The organism is Fructilactobacillus sp. X2R1C3 (assembly GCF_059901425.1).
Genome location: NZ_JBWXUW010000003.1, coordinates 58,018 through 79,235 on the forward strand (window position 1 = coordinate 58,018; position 21,218 = coordinate 79,235).

25 protein-coding genes are annotated in these 21,218 nt (G+C 38.9%); 3 read left to right on the forward strand and 22 right to left on the reverse strand.

Annotated elements, in window-relative coordinates; translation table 11 throughout:
- The first annotated feature begins 10 nt into the window (after positions 1–10).
- The 3 genes from AC6UDD_RS04230 to AC6UDD_RS04240 all read left to right on the forward strand — a co-directional run bounded on the left by AC6UDD_RS04230 (position 11) and on the right by AC6UDD_RS04240 (position 2,145).
- Positions 11–1,294, forward strand: a complete 1,284-nt coding sequence (locus AC6UDD_RS04230; protein ID WP_500719001.1) for a replication-associated recombination protein A — start codon at positions 11–13, stop codon at positions 1,292–1,294.
- Between the two features lie 6 nt (positions 1,295–1,300).
- On the forward strand, positions 1,301–1,585 hold the full coding sequence (locus AC6UDD_RS04235; RefSeq protein WP_500719003.1) for a hypothetical protein: 285 nt from the start codon (positions 1,301–1,303) through the stop codon (positions 1,583–1,585).
- 68 nt (positions 1,586–1,653) lie between these two features.
- Positions 1,654–2,145, forward strand: a complete 492-nt coding sequence (locus tag AC6UDD_RS04240; RefSeq protein WP_500694366.1) for a universal stress protein — start codon at positions 1,654–1,656, stop codon at positions 2,143–2,145.
- A gap of 20 nt (positions 2,146–2,165) precedes the next feature.
- Here AC6UDD_RS04240 and AC6UDD_RS04245 read toward each other — a convergent pair whose 3' ends face one another.
- From AC6UDD_RS04245 to prfA, 22 genes are all read right to left on the reverse strand, one after another.
- A complete protein-coding gene (locus tag AC6UDD_RS04245; protein ID WP_500719005.1) occupies positions 2,166–3,035 on the reverse strand; it encodes a helix-turn-helix domain-containing protein in 870 nt (289 codons plus the stop codon).
- 37 nt (positions 3,036–3,072) lie between these two features.
- Positions 3,073–3,651 carry a DNA-3-methyladenine glycosylase I gene (locus AC6UDD_RS04250; protein ID WP_500719007.1) on the reverse strand — a complete coding sequence of 193 codons (579 nt, stop codon included), beginning with the start codon at positions 3,649–3,651 and terminating at the stop codon, positions 3,073–3,075.
- A gap of 80 nt (positions 3,652–3,731) precedes the next feature.
- The gene (locus AC6UDD_RS04255) at positions 3,732–4,868 is read right to left on the reverse strand and encodes a D-alanine--D-alanine ligase family protein (RefSeq protein WP_500719009.1); all 1,137 of its coding nucleotides are present in this window, start codon (positions 4,866–4,868) and stop codon (positions 3,732–3,734) included.
- A 94-nt stretch (positions 4,869–4,962) separates the two neighbouring features.
- Positions 4,963–6,159 (reverse strand): FtsW/RodA/SpoVE family cell cycle protein, encoded by a 1,197-nt coding sequence (locus AC6UDD_RS04260; RefSeq protein WP_500719011.1) that lies wholly within the window; start codon positions 6,157–6,159, stop codon positions 4,963–4,965.
- A 31-nt stretch (positions 6,160–6,190) separates the two neighbouring features.
- On the reverse strand, positions 6,191–6,406 hold the full coding sequence (locus AC6UDD_RS04265) for a DUF2969 family protein (RefSeq protein WP_500719013.1): 216 nt from the start codon (positions 6,404–6,406) through the stop codon (positions 6,191–6,193).
- A gap of 42 nt (positions 6,407–6,448) precedes the next feature.
- The gene (yidD, locus tag AC6UDD_RS04270) at positions 6,449–6,724 is read right to left on the reverse strand and encodes a membrane protein insertion efficiency factor YidD (protein WP_500719015.1); all 276 of its coding nucleotides are present in this window, start codon (positions 6,722–6,724) and stop codon (positions 6,449–6,451) included.
- An 11-nt stretch (positions 6,725–6,735) separates the two neighbouring features.
- Entirely contained in the window at positions 6,736–7,749 is a 1,014-nt protein-coding gene (locus AC6UDD_RS04275; protein WP_500719017.1) for a rod shape-determining protein, read from the reverse strand.
- 106 nt (positions 7,750–7,855) lie between these two features.
- The gene (gene murA / locus AC6UDD_RS04280) at positions 7,856–9,148 is read right to left on the reverse strand and encodes a UDP-N-acetylglucosamine 1-carboxyvinyltransferase (protein WP_500719019.1); all 1,293 of its coding nucleotides are present in this window, start codon (positions 9,146–9,148) and stop codon (positions 7,856–7,858) included.
- 21 nt (positions 9,149–9,169) lie between these two features.
- Positions 9,170–9,400, reverse strand: a complete 231-nt coding sequence (locus AC6UDD_RS04285) for a DUF1146 family protein (protein WP_500719021.1) — start codon at positions 9,398–9,400, stop codon at positions 9,170–9,172.
- Positions 9,401–9,525: 125 nt separating this feature from the next.
- Positions 9,526–9,954: a F0F1 ATP synthase subunit epsilon gene (locus AC6UDD_RS04290; RefSeq protein WP_010021955.1), complete on the reverse strand. Its 429-nt coding sequence runs from the start codon at positions 9,952–9,954 to the stop codon at positions 9,526–9,528.
- Between the two features lie 13 nt (positions 9,955–9,967).
- Positions 9,968–11,392, reverse strand: a complete 1,425-nt coding sequence (gene atpD / locus AC6UDD_RS04295) for a F0F1 ATP synthase subunit beta (protein ID WP_500701338.1) — start codon at positions 11,390–11,392, stop codon at positions 9,968–9,970.
- Positions 11,393–11,415: 23 nt separating this feature from the next.
- Complete coding sequence (locus tag AC6UDD_RS04300) at positions 11,416–12,342, reverse strand: F0F1 ATP synthase subunit gamma (RefSeq protein WP_500719023.1); 927 nt, start codon at positions 12,340–12,342, stop codon at positions 11,416–11,418.
- Between the two features lie 22 nt (positions 12,343–12,364).
- Positions 12,365–13,900, reverse strand: coding sequence for a F0F1 ATP synthase subunit alpha (atpA, locus tag AC6UDD_RS04305; protein ID WP_500719025.1), 1,536 nt, complete (start codon positions 13,898–13,900; stop codon positions 12,365–12,367).
- 36 nt (positions 13,901–13,936) lie between these two features.
- Entirely contained in the window at positions 13,937–14,479 is a 543-nt protein-coding gene (atpH, locus tag AC6UDD_RS04310) for an ATP synthase F1 subunit delta (RefSeq protein WP_500719027.1), read from the reverse strand.
- Positions 14,466–14,984, reverse strand: coding sequence for a F0F1 ATP synthase subunit B (atpF, locus tag AC6UDD_RS04315; RefSeq protein ID WP_500694351.1), 519 nt, complete (start codon positions 14,982–14,984; stop codon positions 14,466–14,468). Before atpF ends, atpH begins: the two co-directional genes overlap by 14 nt.
- 41 nt (positions 14,985–15,025) lie before the next feature.
- On the reverse strand, positions 15,026–15,238 hold the full coding sequence (gene atpE / locus AC6UDD_RS04320) for a F0F1 ATP synthase subunit C (protein ID WP_010021947.1): 213 nt from the start codon (positions 15,236–15,238) through the stop codon (positions 15,026–15,028).
- A gap of 20 nt (positions 15,239–15,258) precedes the next feature.
- The gene (atpB, locus tag AC6UDD_RS04325; protein WP_500719294.1) at positions 15,259–15,975 is read right to left on the reverse strand and encodes a F0F1 ATP synthase subunit A; all 717 of its coding nucleotides are present in this window, start codon (positions 15,973–15,975) and stop codon (positions 15,259–15,261) included.
- A 292-nt stretch (positions 15,976–16,267) separates the two neighbouring features.
- The gene (gene upp, locus AC6UDD_RS04330; RefSeq protein WP_500694349.1) at positions 16,268–16,900 is read right to left on the reverse strand and encodes a uracil phosphoribosyltransferase; all 633 of its coding nucleotides are present in this window, start codon (positions 16,898–16,900) and stop codon (positions 16,268–16,270) included.
- 71 nt (positions 16,901–16,971) lie between these two features.
- On the reverse strand, positions 16,972–18,216 hold the full coding sequence (gene glyA, locus AC6UDD_RS04335) for a serine hydroxymethyltransferase (RefSeq protein ID WP_500719029.1): 1,245 nt from the start codon (positions 18,214–18,216) through the stop codon (positions 16,972–16,974).
- Positions 18,217–18,252: 36 nt separating this feature from the next.
- A complete protein-coding gene (locus AC6UDD_RS04340; protein ID WP_500719031.1) occupies positions 18,253–19,266 on the reverse strand; it encodes an L-threonylcarbamoyladenylate synthase in 1,014 nt (337 codons plus the stop codon).
- Positions 19,267–19,281: 15 nt separating this feature from the next.
- On the reverse strand, positions 19,282–20,133 hold the full coding sequence (gene prmC / locus AC6UDD_RS04345; protein ID WP_500719033.1) for a peptide chain release factor N(5)-glutamine methyltransferase: 852 nt from the start codon (positions 20,131–20,133) through the stop codon (positions 19,282–19,284).
- Positions 20,117–21,205, reverse strand: a complete 1,089-nt coding sequence (gene prfA / locus AC6UDD_RS04350) for a peptide chain release factor 1 (RefSeq protein WP_500694425.1) — start codon at positions 21,203–21,205, stop codon at positions 20,117–20,119. The genes prmC and prfA overlap by 17 nt, the downstream gene beginning before the upstream one ends.
- Between the last annotated feature and the right edge of the window lie 13 nt (positions 21,206–21,218).

Here is a 21,218-nt window from a genome sequence, read left to right on the forward strand (position 1 = left end):
AAGCTATAGAATGCAAAAGCCCCTCGCCTACAGAATGAGGCCCACTAAAATTGAAGATATTGTTGGCCAACAGGATTTGGTCGGCCCGGGCAAAATTATTGATCGCATGGTAAAAGCCAAGATGCTTTCGTCAATGATTTTATATGGACCTCCAGGCACTGGAAAAACTAGTATTGCAAGTGCAATCGCAGGTTCGACTAAATATGCTTTTCGGATGTTAAATGCGGCAACTGACACTAAAAAGGACCTCCAGGCAGTAGCTGAAGAGGCTAAAATGAGTGGAACGGTAGTGTTATTACTAGATGAAATTCATCGGTTAGATAAGACCAAGCAAGATTTTTTGTTACCACTACTAGAAAGTGGGCAAATTATCTTAATCGGGGCAACGACAGAAAATCCTTATATCAATATCAGTCCGGCCATTCGTTCTAGAACAGAAATATTTCAAGTTCATCCATTAACCAGTGCTGACATAGCCAAAGCCGTTAAGCGAGCACTAGCGGACAAGCAAAATGGCTTAGGTAATCTAAAGATCAAACTCGACCATAACGCCATGAGCTTTTTAGTCCACAGTACTAACGGTGATTTGAGAAGTGCTTTAAATGCCCTAGAATTATCCGCCAAGTCCACTACGCCTGACCAAGATGGCGTCATTCACATTACTCTGTCTGATATTGAAGCTTGTTTACAAAAGAAAGCACTGAGTCAAGATAAAAATGGTGACGCTCACTACAACGTGATGTCAGCACTTCAAAAATCAATTCGTGGCTCCGATGTTAATGCGGCCTTACACTATGCCTCTAGATTAATTGAATCAGGCGATTTAAACTCCCTAACCCGCAGATTAATGGTAATTGCTTATGAAGATATTGGGCTAGCTAATCCGGCTGCTGCGTCTAGAACCGTATCGGCAGTGCAAGCTGCTGATAAACTCGGTCTCCCTGAAGGACGGATTCCACTGTCTGACGCCATCATTGATCTTTGTCTTTCACCAAAATCAAATTCAGGAATTACAGCGATTGATAAGGCTTTATCTGACGTAAAGACTGGCAATTATGGGGACATTCCCGATCACTTAAAGGATGCCCACTTCAAAGGTGCCAAAAAACTAGGCCACGTCGGTTATAAATATCCACATAATTATCCCAATGACTGGGTTAAACAGCAGTATCTTCCTGACAAAATTAAGAATGCCAAGTACTATCAACCAAAGCTGAACGGTAAATACGAAAAAGCTTTAGCCGATCAATATAAAAAAATCAATGAGGCTGAAAAGCATGTCGGAAAGGAATAATTGTCAATGCTTATCAAAGTTTTAATGTTATTTTTCTCCGTAATTTTAATCATTAACGGAATTTATTTTTTAACCAATGCTCATAAAAGTTTCCTACTGTTTCATCCCGAAAAGTTTACCTCATTAAGCATCATCTTACTCATTAGCGGGGTCATTCTAATCGTGGTAGCAATTTTTGGGATTATTTCAATATTCTTCGACAACACCGTTTTTACTCTGCTAGTCCTATGTGCGGGGTGTTTGTGTGCTGTGATTCCAGAACTATTCATCATTCAGTACATGGATAAATAACCTTTATATCTGACTTTTCAATTAAAAAATACTAGAATTAAGTTAAATAAAACATCGAGGTGGTTTTTATGCTACAAGAATACAATAATATTTTAGTTCCCGTTGATGGTTCATACGAATCAGAGCTGGCTTTTAAAAAAGCCGTTGCCGTTGCCAAACGTAATGATGCCCATTTACACATTGTCCACGTTGTAGACACACGAGCATTTCAAAATATCTCTAGTTTTGATACATCAGTAGTTGAAGAAGTAACTCAAAACGCTAAAAAAACACTCGAACAGTACGCCAGAGAGGCCAAGGATGATGGCGTTAACAAAGTTGATTATTCAATCGAATATGGCGCTCCGAAAACAATCATCTCTAAGGAAATTCCCGACAAACTTGATATTGATTTAATCATGATCGGTGCAACTGGGTTAAATGGTGTTGAACGATTACTAATCGGTTCAGTAACTGAGTACGTCACTAGGATGGCGGTCTGTGATGTATTGGTAGTAAGAACAAATCTAAATAATCAAAAAGTTGATCCTAAAAAAGGAAAACAAAAAGTTTCTAAGTAAAGCAAAAAATCATTCGATAATTATTTCGAATGATTTTTTATTTTGGCAATTTTTAATAATTTATCAATCCGCCCGCTATCTCTTACTCCCTTCAAAAGGTTGATTTTACTTTGAGTGCTTTCCGCCTTTTCAAATAGTTTCTCCCGTTTATAACTCAAATACTTTAAACTGTAAAAGGATTTCAAACAATAGAAGGAATACTTACGTTTTAGATAAGATATCATAACATTTGATTCAGAAATCACTAGTTGATTGTCGTTAGCTACAAAGGCAAAAGTGACAATGGCAAGTCCCAATTTAATAACAATATACCGATCAATAGTGCTCATTTTTCTTCGATGCAGTAATTGTCCCATCCTCATCAGGGCATCATCCAAGTACTTACGAGCTAATTTCTGACATCCCAATCTCCGATATGAGATTGCAATGCCCAAATAACTCCATGCCGTACAAATAAAATTTGTTTTGACGGAACACGAGTCAATCATAGTATGAAAGCATAGGATTACTTCATCTAAGGAAAAACCACAAAATAATTCTACAAAACCCCGTTCACAACAGTATCTTCCTTTGATTTCTCTTGAATCAATATTCTCAACTTTGATTGTTTCAATAATCGTATTAGCTTTCTTGAAATGATAATGAAGTAAAATACATTCAACTTTCTTCAGTATTTTTTTAGCATAGCAATACTTTTCATCAGAACAAACTTCATCTAAGTTCAATCCCAATCGAGACACAATTTCTGGAATAATCACCCATTGATTAAAACACCCATCATTTTCAAGCGCACTGATGGTTGACTGAGTACATAGTCCTTTGGCAAGCTCAGACTGCGTCATATGAATATCAATTCGGCGTCTTTTAATTCTTGCTCCAATCTTTTTCAATAGCGCTTTTGAGGGCATTATGACTTCCAATTACACGTCATCTCCCTTGACGATTCAAAATTTCATCGTGTCTAAAACAATTAACGTTATGATCATTAATAATCCCTGAAGCTTGTAAAAACGAATAGAGTGTCGTGGGTCCAACCCTTTTAAAGGGATACGTTTGAAAAACCTGATTAAATTTTTTAATCACTGGTTCCATTTGCTGAATATCGATTTGATCATTAATAACTAAATGATCAATGGGAGTATAATTCACTTGCTGCCATAATTGGTCAAAAAAATGAATCCCCTTTCTTTCTAACTCAAAAACAATCTTGGCGTTGGTTAAAATGGCATCAATTTTTGACCGATTTCTAATTCCACGCTTGTCACTCACTGCGATGTTCTTGACGATTTCCGCGTGGGTAGACAAATAATTAAAATCGAAATTGTGATAAATATCATCTAACCCGTCTAACTTCTTTAAAATTAAATTCCATTGAAGTCCTGCCTGCATTATCTCTAGTGACAGTTCTCTAAATAATGATTTTTCGTCATAATCTGGAACACCCCACACCGTATCATGATAATTCATCAATTGTGGACTCTTAGTTGCCCAGTTACATCTTTCCATTATTATCACCTCTTATAAGTATATACGAAGAACTGTCCTCAAATAAAAAAAGATTATGACTATGTCATAATCTTTTTTTATTACTTATCCTTATATACTTTTTTCTGATCGCCCTTTTGAAGCGGCTTGAAGTCATGCAAAATTTTTGACTGACGATCAAATTCAGCATATGCCAATGCAATCAATTTATCGATTAATTCGGTATAACTAATCCCAGAAGCTTCCCAAAGTTGTGGATACAAAGAAATATTGGTGAAGCCCGGTAATGTGTTAACTTCACTCAAATATGGCTTAAAATCCTTTGAAACAAGAAAATCAATTCGAGCCATTCCCTTTAATCCAAGAGCCTTATAGGCGTCTAGTGCCATGTTCGTAATTTGATCATCGACACCATCTGGCAATTCAACTGGGATCGTAAATTGAACCTGACTCGCATCAACAAACTTGTTGTCATAGGTGTAGAATTTATCGTCAGCGGGAACTTTAATTGCACCTAATTTTGATGCCTTGGGATTTTCGTTTCCTAAAATAGAAATTTCAACTTCTTCTGGTCCCTCAATTGCTTCCTCAATCAAAATCTTGTTGTCATAACGAAAAGCATCTTCTAGTCCACTATCCAACTCATCTTGATCATGCACCTGATGAATACCGATGGAGGAACCTTGATTGGCTGGCTTGATAAACATTAATGAACCGAGCTTTTTCGATAATTTAGCATAATTCCAATCTTTTCGATTATCCGGAGTCAATAAGACGTATTTGGTATTGTTGATACCGGCTTCATCCAGGATTTTCTTGGTAATATCCTTATCATAAGCCATTGCAGAAGCTAAGATTCCACTTCCAACGTAGGGCTTATTCATTAGACGTAATAGTCCTTGAATGGTTCCATCTTCTCCTAGGTTACCATGAATAATGGGAAAGAAAACATCAATATCTTTAGCACTATCGAAATTAATAATAGGAGCTAGCGGATTATTCATGTCGAGATTTAAAGCCTCATCTTTTTCCACCTCTGCTTCATCTTCACCATCAAATACACGATGTGAAGCATCATCACTCAAGACGATTCCATCCTTGGTAATTAGGAATAAGCTGACTTCGTACTTATCCTTGTCCATCGCATCATAGATATTATGCGCGGATCTTTTTGAGACGTCGTGTTCCGATGAATTACCACCAAATAATAACGCGACGTGCTTCTTATTTTTAGTCATATTCGCACCTCTGTCGTTCATAATAGAACCTTAATTATAACACAAAAATTAACCGATAAATAATCCCAAATAAAAAAGCATGAATGAACATGCTTTATGAGAAATTCTTATCTGTACTAAACATTGAACTCTTGTTATGGTATTGCATCGACATTATTAACCCAATCCCTATCATGTTACCAATTAAGGCAGAACCTCCTTGGCTCACAAACGGGAGCGGAATTCCAGTCATTGGAAGTAACCCAATGCTCATTCCGATGTTTTCAAAAACATGGAATAAAATCATCATAATAACTCCACTAGAAATATAGGCATAGAAAACATTCTTAGTCTCAAAAGTAACCTTGATCATCTCATAAATCAATAAGAAATAAAGAAGAATCAACAGTACTCCACCAATGAATCCAAAGTTCTCTCCCATCACAGAAAAGATCATATCAGATTCACGAACTGGAACATAAACTTTGGAAACGTTAAATCCCGTTCCAGTGAGACCACCTGATCCGACTGCTTTCATACTTTGCCATAGTTGAAATCCTTGGTTACTTGTATCTGATTCAGGATGCAGCCAGGTATCAATTCGAGCGAATTGATACGACTTAAAACCAAAATGACCAAGTAACATTCGACCTTCTTTAGTAATGGCAAGTGTCAGCGCGATGGCGCCAAGACCACCTGTAACACCAAAGATTGGCGCCAGTATCTTCCACGTAACACCAGATACAATCATCATCCCTGCCAGGATAGCAATGAACACGATGGTGGTTCCAAAGTCATTTTGTAGCTTCAGTAAAATCACAATTGGAATCGTCCATAAAATCATCTTACCAAGTAGCGCCCAATCACTTCGAGTTTCATGAATTGGATGTTCATTATTGTGAGAAGCAATGACTTTAGCCAACATCAAAATATACGCAGGTTTCATGATTTCAGATGGTTGAAATGTTAATGGCCCTAACTGAAACCAACTTTTAGCACCGGTTTGTGCCGCATAGGAACGACTGTACAAGAACAAAACAGCAACTAAAAGAAAGATCCCAAACCAATACGCATAGGGTGCTAATTTCCATAATTGTTCCGAATCAAATTGCATAATCACAACGATGGCAATCGCACCAATTGCGTACCACACTAATTGTGAAACAACGGCCTTTACGACACTCGTCTGACTTGTATCATGACTGGCAGCTACAAAGATCGATCCTAGGCCCACCAAAGCAAGCATCAGTACACAAAAAATGATTCCCCAATCGATTCGATTCTCGTCTGTACTTTCCGACTTATTAAACACGATTAGAACTCCTTTTTTTCATAAATCATACTTATCTTTGGTGTAAATTATACTCTCTTATTACTTCAGCAACAGCATCTTCATCGCTGTTTTCGTGGAAAGTTTTGTCACCAACTACACAAATTGACTTCCCATTCTTTTCCTCAATGGTGCCAACCGTATGACCACCAATTTGCACTAACTTCAACGTGCTTTCCTCTGGATCATCAATAATATTAACACCAATTTGCTTTTCTTTTCGAGACACGCTTAAAAACCTCCTAGAATAAAAAATAGTTGATAAAATCAACTATTTTAGCTTCATTGAGCGACGATAATCTTCCTCAGCTCTCTTATTTCTTCCCAATGAAAATTGTTTGGGAACTGGATCGTATCCACCCTTAACCAATGGATTACACCTCAAAACTCGTGCAAACCCCATTAGTGTTCCTTTGAATGCCCCGAAGCGATCAATCGCTTCAAGCGTATAATGCGAACACGTTGGTGAGTATCGACAACTAGGTGGAAACAACGGTGAAATAAAACGCTGATAAAACTTAATTAAAGATATAAATATTCGTTTCAATTTTTTCTCGATTATTTTCTACTGAAAAATCCCCGACTCTTCTTGTTGTTACTCATGTGCTCAAGCATTTCACCAGCACCTTTTGCAACGTTATCTAAAGGATCTTCAGAAATATAAACTGGAACCGTTAACGCATTTGAAATTACAGTATCAATGTCTTTAAGGAGTGCACCACCACCGGTTAACATTACTCCTCGATCAATAATATCAGCTGAAATTTCTGGCGGAATTGTCTCTAAGACTGCCTTTGCACCTGACACAATGGAGTTAATTGAGCCACTAATGGCTCTCGCGACTTCTTGACTAGTAATGGTTACCGACTTAGGCATCCCACTAACCGAGTCACGACCTCTAACTTCCATCTCTTTAACATCTTGGTTGGAAACGTCAGCGGTTCCAATCTGCATCTTAATTCGTTCAGCGGTGTGTTCCCCGATAATAAGGTTATGTTCTTGTTTCAAGAAGTTAACAATATCAACGTTCATCACATCTCCGGCAATTTTAAGTGACTTGCTGGCTACAATATCACCGAGTGAAAGAACTGCAATGTCTGAAGTTCCACCACCCATATCGATCACCATGCTACCATGAGGCTGGTAAATATCCATACCGGCACCCACGGCAGCCACTTTAGGTTCTTCCTCAATGAAAACTTCACCGCCAGCGGCGCGTTCCGCTGCTTGGATAATTGCTTTTCGTTCAATGTTAGTGATGTTTGTAGGAGCACAGATCATCGTCTGTGGTTTAGAAACAACGCCCTTAACGCTTAATTTACTGATAAAATACGAGAGCATTTCTTGAGTAATGTCAAAATCAGAAATAACTCCGTCTTTTAAAGGTCTAATGGCTTTAATGTTTCCAGGAGTTCTACCTACCATTTGGTAAGCTTCAGAACCGACCGCCAATACCTTATTTGTCTTAGTATCAACGGCAACTACAGATGGTTCATTAAGAACAATACCCTTCCCCGTAACGTATATAAGAACGTTAGCGGTTCCTAAGTCAATCCCAATATCTTGTGCCATAAAAATACTTCCTTCCGTAACATCGTTTAACTAAATTATAGCATATCCAGAATAGCAAAAGAGGATTATCACATACGAAATTATCTAAATTTTTCTAACGATTAAGTTAGTCATTAGCAATTGCGTCGCTTTCTTTAACTGGGATTCGTTCAACTTCTGCACCAAGTTTTTGCAGTTTCTTGTGAAATTCGTAGTAGCCACGATCAAGATACTTCAGATTAGTAACTTCCGTATAACCATCAGCAACTAGGCCAGCTAAAATCAATGCAGCCGCAGCTCTAAGATCAGTTGCAGCAACTTTAGCGCCCTCAAAGTGAGTTGGTCCATACATAGTGACAGTTTCGCCATTAATGTCGAACTTAGCACCCATTCTGCGTAATTCTTCCATGTGCATAAACCGATTTTCAAAAACCGTTTCCGTTAGCTTGCTAACACCATCGGCCCTTAACTGAAGCACTGTCATTTGAGGCTGCATGTCAGTAGGAAAGCCCGGATATGGAGCAGTTTTAACGTCAACTGGCTTTAATTTTGCTGGTCCAATGACACGAACACCATCATGTTCTTGCTCAACTTTAACACCCATCTGTTTCATTTTTGAAATTAATGGTAAATTATGTTCAGTAATACCGTTTTCAATCAAAAGGTTCCCTTCGGTAAGTGCTGCTGCAACCATAAAAGTCCCAGCTTCAATTCGATCCTGGACCACTTCATGACTAGCACCATGAACACTTGATACTCCAGTAATTGTAATCGTATCAGTGCCTGCTCCAGAAACTTTTGCTCCCATTTTATTCAATACTTTTTGTAAATCAACAATCTCAGGTTCACGGGCAACGTTTTGAATCTTGGTAGTTCCCTTAGCGAGGGTAGCGGCCATCATCACGTTTTGAGTAGCACCAACGCTTGGAAAATCGAAGTAAATGTCGGTTCCAGTAAGTCCATTAGGAGCGGATGCTTCAACATAACCATCATGTTGCTCAATGTGAGCACCTAGGGCTTCAAATCCACGTAAATGTAAGTCAATAGGACGACTTCCAATTGCACATCCCCCCGGTAAAGCAACTTTTGCTTTACCTAGGCGAGCTAAAAGTGGACCCATCACAACAATTGACGCTCTCATTTTTGAAACATACTCGTAAGGAGCTTCTGGTGAAATTTGTCCAGAAGCATTTACCGTGATTTTATTTTTACTTTTATCAAAATTAACCTTAATGCCTAAATGTTTTAAAACTTCATTCATAGTGAAGACATCGGACAACATGGGACAGTTTGTTAAAACGGTCTCGCCATCACTTGCAAGAATAGTAGCAGCTAGAATCGGTAAAACGGCATTTTTAGCACCCTCAATGTGAACTCGACCATTAAGTTTGTTTCCGCCATGCACAACAATTTTTTCCATGGTACTCTCTCCTATTACGTATTATTTAAATAGTACTGTTAAATTTTTTAAGTTATCAATGAATGACATAAAGAACGAACTGCATACAAAACCAACTACGATCGAAAGTAGGACAATCAAGACCTTCCCCTGTCGTTCTTGAATTGGCAAAAACCGTTCAAAGTGAATTCCTTGTATAGACCAAAAAGCTAGTGCAATAAAGAATAGCTGACTAATTATTGTTATTAAAGATTCAACTCCAAATGGATTCATTACGCGATACTCCTAATATTCATTCTTACTATATACTATCATAAAATCATTCAATTGTCGTAAATCGGAGGTCCATGTAAAAAATTGTAACAAAAAAGAGGAACTAAAAAGTTCCTCTTTTTTAATTAATGTTGTGCCACATTAATTCTATTAACAGCTCTTTGTAAAGCAACTTGTGCACGTTTCAATGCATCCGTATCGTTCTTAGATTGAGCATCTTTAATCTTCTGTTCTGCACGCTCGCGGGCATGAGTAGCTCTCGATACATCAATGTCACCTTTACGTTCAGCACTATCAGCAACGATGGTTAAAGTATTATTGGAAAATTCGGCAAATCCACCGTTTACTGCAACAGTATCCATGTCATTCCCGTTAAACTTAAATCTCGTCTCACCAATTCTTAAAGAAGCAATCACTGGAACATGGTTAGCTAAGATTCCAAGGTCACCCATCATAGTCTCAATAACAGCCATGGTGACCTGATCGTTGGAATAAACTTCGCCATCAGGAGTAACGATACTAACGGTTAATACTGACGATTTATTATCAGCCAATTAGATCAGCCTCCTATTTGCTTTGACTTGCTTTTTGTTCTTTCAGTTTGTTGTAGTTTGCAACGACATCATCAATTCCACCACAATTTCTGAAACAGTCTTCAGGAATATCATCGTACTTACCTTCAAGGATTCCCTTGAAGCCGGCAATAGTATCCTTAACGGGTACATACTTACCTGGAAGACCCGTAAACTGTTCGGCAACGGTGAAACTTTGTGATAGGAAGAATTGGATACGACGAGCACGACCAACAATGGTCTTTTCTTCGTCGGATAATTCATCCATTCCTAAAATTGAAATGATATCTTGTAATTCACGATATCGCTGAAGAACATGTTGAACTTGACTTGCAACGTCAAAGTGTTCTTGTCCAACAATTTCTGGAGAAAGAGCAGATGATGTTGATGCCAATGGATCAACGGCAGGATAAATACCTTGTTGCGTTAATGAACGTTCAAGGTTGGTGGTAGCATCCAAATGGGCAAACGTTGTTGCAGGAGCAGGATCAGTATAATCATCGGCTGGAACATAAACAGCTTGAATTGAAGTAATCGCACCCTTTTTAGTTGATGTGATTCGTTCTTGAAGTTGTCCCATTTCAGTAGCCAGAGTAGGCTGATAACCTACGGCTGACGGAATACGTCCTAACAGAGCTGAAACTTCCGTACCAGCTTGAGTAAATCTAAAGATGTTATCAATGAATAAAAGAACATCATCACCTTCAGCATCTCTAAAGTACTCAGCAAGTGTAAGACCCGTCAATGCAACACGCATACGAGCACCAGGTGGCTCATTCATCTGACCATACACCATGGCAGTATGCTTTAACACACCCGATCCTTTCATTTCAAAGTACATATCATTACCTTCACGGGTTCTTTCACCAACACCAGTGAAAACGGAAATACCGTTATGACCCTGGGCAATGTTATGAATTAATTCTTGAATCAAAACGGTCTTACCAACACCGGCACCACCGAATAATCCAACTTTACCTCCACGAATATATGGAGCTAATAAATCAATAACTTTAATTCCAGTTTCAAGAACTTCAGTAGATGGGTTTAACTCATCGTACTTAGGTGGTTGTCTGTGAATGGCCCATCTCGTTTGATCAGGACCAAATTCTGGTCCACCATCAATTGGCTGACCTAAAACATTAAATACTCGACCTAGAGTATCATTACCTACTGGTACTTCAATTGGAGCACCAGTATTTTCAACATCCATACCACGACGTAAACCATCGGTTCCGTCCATAGCGATGGTACGTACCACTCCGTCACCTAACTCAAGAGCAACTTCAACAACTAATTGCTTATTGTCACCCTTTTTAACGTTCAAAGCAGTATTAATTTCTGGTAAATCACCGTCTAGGGGAAATTTAACATCAACAACTGGCCCGATAACTTGTTGTACTTTACCAGTAGTATTCATTATGCTTTAATTCCTCCCATCTATTAATGGTTCAATGCTTCTTGACCACCAGTAATTTCTGTAATTTCAGTAGTGATAGCTGCCTGTCGTGCCCGGTTATACTTGAGTTCAAGTGATGAAATCAAATCATCGGCATTATCAGTGGCTGATTTCATTGCGGTTGAACTGGAAGCATGTTCAGCTGTCTTGGCATCCAAGATCGCTCCATACATTAAACTTTCAGCATATTGTGGAATTACGACACCAAGTACAGCCTTAGCGGATGGCTCAATATCATAATCTTCAATCAAGTTTTTAACTTTGACATCAGATCCAGCTTGACCACTATTCTTATCTTCCATAGATGATTGAATTGACTCTTTATCCATTGGAAGAAGCTTTTCAGCTCTAAAATCAGAGGAAATTCGGTTAACGAAGTGATTATAACAAATGTATAAATCAGTATAAATTCCATCATTATACATAGAAGTAATGGCCTTAACGATCCCTTGCACTTCGGTATAAGTGGGAACATCTGAAACGGTACGGTTTTCGTACGCAACATTTGCTCCACGCTTCTTATAAAAGTCAGCTCCATTACCACCAATTGCTAAAATCATATAATCATCGGTATTGGGAGTGTTTTTTTCAATAAACTCATTAGTACCTCTAATTACATTACTATTGTAACTTCCAACCATTCCACGATCAGATGAAATTACAATATAGGCAGTCTTTTTCTTAGCATTTTTTGAATCTTGACTTGAAGGTTTATTATCCTCTAACAAATCGGACTGAGCCAGATGAGCGATTACAGACTTAACCTTAGATACATACTGATTATAATTCTCTGTATGTGCCTGAATTCTGTTCAACTTAACCGTTGAAACCATCTGCATCGCCTCGGTAATCTGACGCGTACTCTTGGTCGATGCGATTCTGTGCTTTACATCATTCATCGATTCAGCCATTAGTTGTTATCCTCCCTTCAAGTTAATTACTATTAACTATACTGTCACCCTTAGCTGAAGGCTTAAAGGTGCTTGCAAATTCTTGGATTGCACTGTTTAGCTTCTTTTCATCCGGAAGATCACCAGTTTTCTTAATGCTTTCAAGTAAGTCAGAATAATTTGCATCAAAGAATTTGAAGATCTCATCCTGGAATTTCAAAACATCATCAACGGCAATCTTATCAAGATAGCCATGAGTCAAGCAATACAAGATCAAAACTTGTTTTTCAACTGGTAGTGGCGAATGAAGTGGTTGTTTTAATACTTCCACCGTTCTAGATCCACGATCCAGTTTAGCTTTAGTAGCTTCATCAAGATCAGAACCGAATTGAGCAAACGATTCAAGTTCATGATATGAAGCAAGATCCAAACGTAATGTACCGGCAACCTTTTTCATTGCCTTGATTTGGGCATCTCCACCAACACGAGAAACTGAAGTACCAGCATCAACGGCTGGACGGTCTCCAGAATAGAACATGTCAGAGTTTAAGAAGATCTGACCATCAGTAATTGAAATTACGTTAGTTGGAATATAAGCGGAAACATCCCCTGCTTGCGTCTCAACAATTGGAAGAGCGGTCATTGAACCGCCACCCATCTTGTCACTCAACTTAGCAGCACGCTCAAGTAAACGTGAGTGAGTGTAGAAGATATCACCAGGATAAGCTTCACGACCAGGTGGACGTCTCAAAATTAAGGAAAGTTCACGATAGGCATTAGCTTGTTTCGTTAGGTCATCGAAAACAATCAAAACATCTTTACCTTTGTCCATAAAATACTCACCCATGGTTGCACCAGCATATGGCGCAATGTAAAGCAAGGGAGCAGGTTCAGATGGACCAGCTGACATAACAATCGTGTAATCCATCGCACCATATTTTTGGAGGGTGTTTACTTGTTGTCTAACAGTTGAATCCTTTTGTCCAATTGAAACATAAATACAAATCATATCTTGATCTTTTTGATTCAAGATTGTATCAATCGCAATTGAAGTTTTACCAGTCTTTCGATCACCAATGATCAACTCACGTTGACCTCTACCAATTGGAACCAAAGCATCAATCGACTTGATTCCAGTCTGTAGTGGTTGTTTAACACTTTGACGCTGCATGATTCCAGGTGCTTTTTTCTCAATTGGAGCAGTTTGATCAGTTTTGATCTCACCCTTACCATCAATTGGTTGACCTAATGAGTTCACAACTCGTCCAACCATATTGTCTCCAACAGGAACTTCCATGATTCTTCCGGTTCTTTTAACACTGTCACCTTCACGAATACCTGTAAAGTCACCTAAAACAACGATACCAACTTCGTTGCTTTCGAGGTTTTGCACCATTCCATAAACACCGTTTTGGAACTCCAGTAATTCACCGGATAAAGCATTATCTAGACCATATGCACGAGCGACACCGTCACCAACATAGGTAACGACACCAGTCTCGTCGACGTTAAGTTCGTCTTTGTAGCCATCTAATTGTTTTTTAATTAGGGCACTAATTTCTTCAGCCTTAATGCTCATAAAAGTTTCACCTCTTCAATATAGATATCTTACCGACTAAGAGAGCAATTTCCGTACTTCTTTAATCTTAGTACGAACACTTCCGTCGTAAACAACGTTATCTGACGACAAAATTGCACCGCCAATAATACTGCTGTCTACTTTCGCAGATAAGTCAACCGTCTTAGCACCAACCCGTTTGGCAAATGTCTTAGTTAGCTTGTCTTTCTCTTCGTCATTCATTGGAACTGCTGTAACTACGCTAGCACGCACGATTCCTTGTTTCTTATCATATAATTTGCCAAATTCATCAATAATCGCGACCATATCATTAATACGCCCATAGTCATAGACCATCTTTACAAAATTCTTGACGTACTGAGAAGTTGCGCCATCAATCAAAGAATTAATGATCGAATCTTTTTGCTTAAGATCAAGTACTGGTCCTGCCAATGCGGTAGATAAACCGGGATCACTTTGAAAAATGTCTTTAATCGCCATTAAATCAGCGTTCCCTGTTTCTAACTCATCATGCTCTTCTAGTACTTGAAAGAGCGCATTAGAATATCTTTTGGCAAGTGTAACCTTATCTAGACTCATTTGGATTACCTAGCCCTTCAATATAAGAATCGATTAATGCTTTTTGATCATCAGCATTTAAGTTCTTCTTAATGATTTTGGAAGCAATCTCAATAGATAAATCTGCCACATCATCTTTAGTACTTGCTAAAGCGTCTTCACGTTCTTGTTCGATATCTTTATGAGCTTTATCCTTTAAGGTTTTAGCATCATCTTGAGCATCGGAAATAATTGTGTCGCGACGTTTTTGACCAGCTTGTTCAGCATCACTAACGATTTTGGTTGCTTCGTCATGCGAGTTTTGTAATGCATCGGCACGTTCTTTGGCTAACTTAGCAGCATCGTTACGTGATTGTTCAGCAGAATCAATATCGTTGGCAATTTTAGTTGCACGATCTTGCATCATCTTTGTGACGGGTTTCCATGCAAAAATCTTAACAATCCACATCAAGAGTAAGAACAAGATGGCATAAAACAGCATATCACCAACATTGAATCCAGCCGCAATAACTAAATGTGTATACATCTATTGACACCTCCTTTTTCTAAACTAAGAAAATGTTTTCTCTATTTGTTCATAACCAAGAAGGCAACAACAAAGGCCAAGATGGGCATAACTTCAACTAAGGCAACACCAATGAACATATTAGTTCTAAGGGTTCCTGATAATTCTGGTTGACGTGCCATACCTTCAAGCATCTTGGAAATAATTAAACCGTCACCAATTCCGGCACCAATAGCGGCACCACACATTGCGATTCCAGCAGCAATAGCTCCCATAATATAATCCTCCTATTTTCTTATTCCTCAATTGATAATTTTTGAGAAACATATACAGATGATAATGTTACAAATACATAGGCTTGAATACAGCCAATAAACACTGAGAATCCTTGCCATGCTAACTCAAGTGGGGCAGCGACTGGAATCAGCCACAATCCATTTGAAAATGCTAAATTAGCAATTATCCCGGCCAACAATTCACCAGCAAAGATATTCCCATAAACACGAATTCCAAGTGTTAAGAAGTTCGTAAGCTCCTCAAGCAGGTTGATCGGTAGGAACAAGAAGACAGGTTGTAAGAATCCCTTAAAGTGTCCCTTATAACCTAATTTCTCAACACCGCAATACATAGCAAATGTCAGAGACATTAATGAGAACGTCAAAGCAACGATTGGATCGGCCGTAGGACTCTTAACATAGACAATATCACCTACCTGAATATGCAAGAACAAACCAAGTAAGTTGGCTATTAAGATGAAATAGAATAGCGTAAATGCCCATAGTCCATAGTTCTTAGGCGCATCATTACCAATCGTTGACTTTATAATTCCATTTGTAAAATCAATCATGTACTCCAATAAATTCTGTTTCCCTTTTGGTTTCAACTGCAGGTTTCTCGAGCAGACGAATATAAAAGCGAACAAAATAACAGCCACAATCACACCAGAAATCATATTGCTGACGTTGAAAGTAAGACCTAAAAATTGAAAAGTACGAGTTGGCTCCACAGATATCACCTCTTTTCGCAACTATTATCACTCGCAATAAAAAACGTGCCATAAAAAGTAGTTGAATAATTGCGATTCTATATTCAAACAAGTCAAAAGCTCACTTATTCAAATCTGATGAAATAATACCACCATTTCAGGCAAATTTCAAAGCTATAAAGCACCAAAAATTCTAATTTTATAGTCTTTATAACAATTACCTCACAATCGAAATTGACAAACCTTAAACCCGGCCTTTACGTAAAGCAATCTAACAAAAAAGTGGGAGTTCACTAACTCTCACTTAAAATTATTATTTTTATTTTGTTCCAAACAAACGGTCACCAGCATCACCCAAACCAGGAACGATGTATCCATGATCGAGATGATCGTCAAGTGCAGCGGCATAAATGTCAACTTCAGGTTCAGCCTTTTGCACCGCTTTAACTCCCTCAGGAGCGGCAACTAAACAAACAAACTTAATGTTCTTGGGATTAGCGCCGTGTTTCTTTAATGCATCAAGCGCCATAATTGCCGATCCACCCGTAGCAAGCATTGGATCAACTACAAAGATTTGTCTCTCACCAATATCACTTGGCAACTTTAAAAAGTACTCGTGAGGTTGAAAGGTTTTTTCATCACGATACATCCCAATATGACCAACTTTGGCTGTCGGAATTAGGTCAAGTACTCCATCAACCATTCCAATTCCAGCTCTAAGAATGGGAACGACAGCAACTTTTTTACCAGCTAATTTCTTAGCGTGCGCAGTTCCTTCAGGTGTCTCAACTTCGACGTCTTTAAGCGGCATATCACGAGCAACTTCAAAAACCATCAAGCTAGCAATCTCATTAACGACTTCTCTAAACTCACGTGTCCCACAATTCTTATCTCTAATAATGCTTAATTTATGTTGGATCAACGGATGATCCATTACGTGAAACTCGCCCATAACGCACTCTCCTCTTTGTATTATATTTATAAGTATTATAACACAAGGAATAACGAAAAATTTCTAGCTTCCTATCGTGTAATTGGGTTTTCTTTACACAATTCAGCCACGTCGCTCTTGATTTGAGACAAAACATCGGGCTGATCATAATTGTCAATGGCTTTAATAATCAAATCAGCAACTTTCTTTGAATCATTATCATCAAATCCTCTTGAAGTAATCGCAGGAGTTCCAATTCGTAGTCCACTAGTTAAGGTTGGTTTCAATTTTTCATTTGGAATTGCTTCCTTGTTAGTAGTAATCATTAATGAATCCAACATGTCTTGGACTTGTTTACCATTTAAACCAGTATCAGTTAGATCAACGGTCATTAAATGATTATCGGTTCCACCAGAAACTACTCGTAAATGTTTTGAATTATTGAACTCGTTAGCCATGACATTTGCATTTTTAAGAATTTGTTTGGAGTAAGTAACAAAATCGGGTTGTAAATCTTCATGAAAGGCAACGGCCTTAGCAGCAATTACCTGTTCTAAAGGACCACCTTGGGTGCCAGGAAAGACGGCTGATTTAATCTTTTTGGCGTACTTATCTTGGCTCAAAATCATCCCACCACGAGGACCACGCAAGGTTTTATGCGTTGTCGTTGTAACTACATCGGCAATTCCTACTGGACTAGGATGTAATCCGGTTGCAACCAGTCCAGCAATGTGAGCCATATCTACCATTAAGTAGGCTCCCACACTATCCGCAATCTCTCTAAATTTCCGCCAATCAATGATTCGACTATAGGCAGACGCACCAGCCACGATAATTTGTGGTTTCACTTCCTCTGCAATCTTTTGAATATTATCATAATCTAATTGTTCGGTCTTAGGATTGACTCCGTAGGTGAACGACTGATAAATCTTGCCAGAAAAATTAACCTTAGCACCATGTGACAAGTGTCCACCGGCATTTAGATCCATTCCAAGGATCTTCTCTCCCGGCTTTAAGAAAGCAGCATATGCCGCCTGATTAGCTTGAGAGCCGGAATGAGGTTGTACGTTTACATACTCGGCACCAAATAACTTTTTTGCTCGTTCAATGGCAAGCGTCTCTACTTTATCAACATACTCACAGCCACCGTAATAACGATGACCGGGATATCCTTCCGCATATTTATTGGTTAAAACGGAACCCTGGGCAGCTCGAACACCCTTTGAAGCAATGTTTTCGGATGCAATCAACTCAATTGTGTCCTCTTGACGCTTCTTTTCACCGTGAATGGCGTCCCAAAGCTCAGGATCCATCTTTTCGTAATCTTTGTCTGACATGATATCTACCTCATTTCACTATTTGAATTAAGTATACTATTCAAAGTGCTTTTGTCCTGCAGATTTGTTTAAGCGGTTCATATAAGCTTCCCCTAATGCAGTCGGAGTAAATCCCTGTGTCAAAATATTGTCAATACCATCTTCTAAATCAAATTGGCGAAGTCCGGCAAACAGTAAATGACTAGCCGTGGTAATATCTTGTCCCAGACTGTAGGTTTCTGCATTGTTCGGCCAATCAACTGCATCAATTACATCGTCAGTTGCCATCACCCCTACAGTTCCATCTTGTCTTTTAATCCAATCAGCCGCTCGCTTCCAATCATCTTTATGATCAACAATCTGAACTTGAGCATCTGGGGCATAATGACGATACTTCATTCCGGGAGCCTTTGGAACCTGATCCGCACTAACATGATGAACGGCATCGTCAACTGGCCCGATGATCTTTTCAATCTGGTCAACGGTAACTGCACCAGGCCGCAAGATTGCCGGCTTCCCGGTTGACATATCAATAACCGTCGATTCAACCCCAAAGTCAGTGGCACCGTCGTCTAAAATTCCAGCAATCTTACCATTTAAATCATGATAAACGTGCTTTGCAAGGGTCGGACTAGGTTTGCCAGACGTATTTGCTGATGGACCAACTAACGGAACACCAGCGCTCTTAATCAAATTTAGTGTTGACTGCTTATTGGGATTTCGAAAGGCAGCGGTATCAAGTCCACCAGTAACTTCTTTAGCAAGTGCACCCTTTTTTAACTTTAAGATGATTGTCAATGGACCAGGCCAAAACGTTTTCATTAATTTTTTGACGTCTTCGTCTAACGGTTGAGCATACTTTTCAACCGTCTCAACATCAGCAACATGAACGATTAACGGGTTATCACTTGGACGCCCCTTAGCCTTATAAACTTTTTTAACCGCTGAGACATTAGTAGCATCGGCTCCTAATCCGTAAACTGTTTCGGTGGGAAAAGAAACGAGGTTCCCCTTCTTAAGTTCCTCTGCGGCCGCATCAATCTGATCCGGCGTAAATATCTTTGTATCCATTTTAAAAATTCTCCTTTATTTCATTTTAATCATTCGATCTCGCTTCTCCATATCCTTTCGGAGACGAACCGACCGTTTTTTATTATCCTTCATTAAAATCTTTTGAACTGGATCTCCCTGTCTAAAGCCAATCTCTAAATAAAGAGAGCCATCCCTCTTTAAATGAGCATCAACGTCACGCGAAATTCTCTGATAGATTGAAAGCCCATTATCATCAGCAAACAAAGCCTGACGTGGCTCATATTTTAAGACACTTTCATCCATATATTTAATCTCATTTTGAGCCACATATGGTGGATTAGACACAATCAGGTCAAATTTTTGTTCACTAAAAGCGTCAAATAGGTCACTTTGCACGAAATTAATTTCGGCGTAATTTGACGTTGCATTTTTTTGAGCAATTTTTAATGCATCAAGTGAAATATCAGAACCAGTTATTTCCCAACTTGGGCGTTGCTTTTTTAATGAAACCGCAATGGCACCACTACCAGTTCCAACATCCAATACGTTAATAGGATGATCATCGTAATCATTTAAGATCCACTCCACTAATTCTTCCGTTTCAGGCCTTGGAATCAAAACACTGGGATTAACTTGAAACGTGTAGCCATAAAAATTAACAGTTCCAATTACATATTGCAGCGGCTCATGATCTAGAACCCGTTCTATCATTTCAATAAATTTAGCTTCCTGATCATCAGACAAATTAAACCGATAATTCATCAATAAATCCGTCAAATTCCAACCCATCAAAGATCTCATTACTTGGCGACCTTGATCAGGATCCAAATTTTCTTGCTCCAGACGCAAAGAAGCCCATTTAAGGGCTTCAAAAACAGTTGCGTTATTTTTAAGCTTCTGAGTCATTCAATTTCTCCAGCTTTTTAGCTTGATCAGAAACAATTAATGCATCAATAATATCATCTAAATCACCATCCATGATTTTGTCTAACTTGTTCAATGTCAAACCAATGCGATGGTCGGTAACTCGATTTTGGGGATAGTTGTAAGTCCGGATCCGTTCAGAACGATCACCCGTCCCAATGGCATCTTTCCGTTTCTCATCGTACTCATTCTGTTCTTTTTGTTTGTAGTAGTCGTAGACACGCGCTTTTAACACTCGCATTGCCTTAGCACGGTTCTGTTGTTGAGAACGTTCATCTTGCATGGCAACCACGATCCCAGTTGGGAGGTGGGTCATTCGGACGGCTGATGAGGTTTTATTAATGTGCTGACCACCCGCACCAGAGGAACGATAGACATCCGTTCGAATGTCGCCAGGATCAATGTCAATGTCAACATCTTCCTCCTCAGGCATTACACCAACGGTAGCTGTAGAAGTGTGAACTCGTCCAGCCGACTCCGTTGATGGAATTCGTTGTACTCGGTGAGCACCATTTTCGTACTTTAACTTGGAATAAACTTTATCACCAGTGATCATTAGAACAATCTCTTTAAAACCACCAACTTCGGTATCAGTTTCGTCGATTACTTCAATCTTCCATCCCTGACGTTCGGCATACTTGGTGTACATGTTATACAAGTCCGCTGCAAACAAACTGGCTTCATCTCCACCAGCTGCTCCACGAATTTCCATGATAATATTTTTCTCGTCATTAGGATCCTTAGGAATCAACAACAACTTCATTTGATCTTCAAGTTGCGTTTTCTGATCCTTTAAGTCACTAATCTCGGATTTAACCATGTCTTCCATTTCGCTATCAAGTTTTTCTCTTAACATGGTTTCATCATCATCTAATTGTTTACTAATCTTTTTATACTTATTGTAAGTTTCAACCGTTTCTCTGAGACTGCCCTCTTCTTTTGAGAGTTTCATGAACTTCTGTGTGTCAGCAATCACTTCCGGATCACTTATCAGTTCGTTTAATTCATCGTATCTGTCAGAAACGGATTGTAATTTATCAAAGATTTTATCCATATCGGCTTCAGCC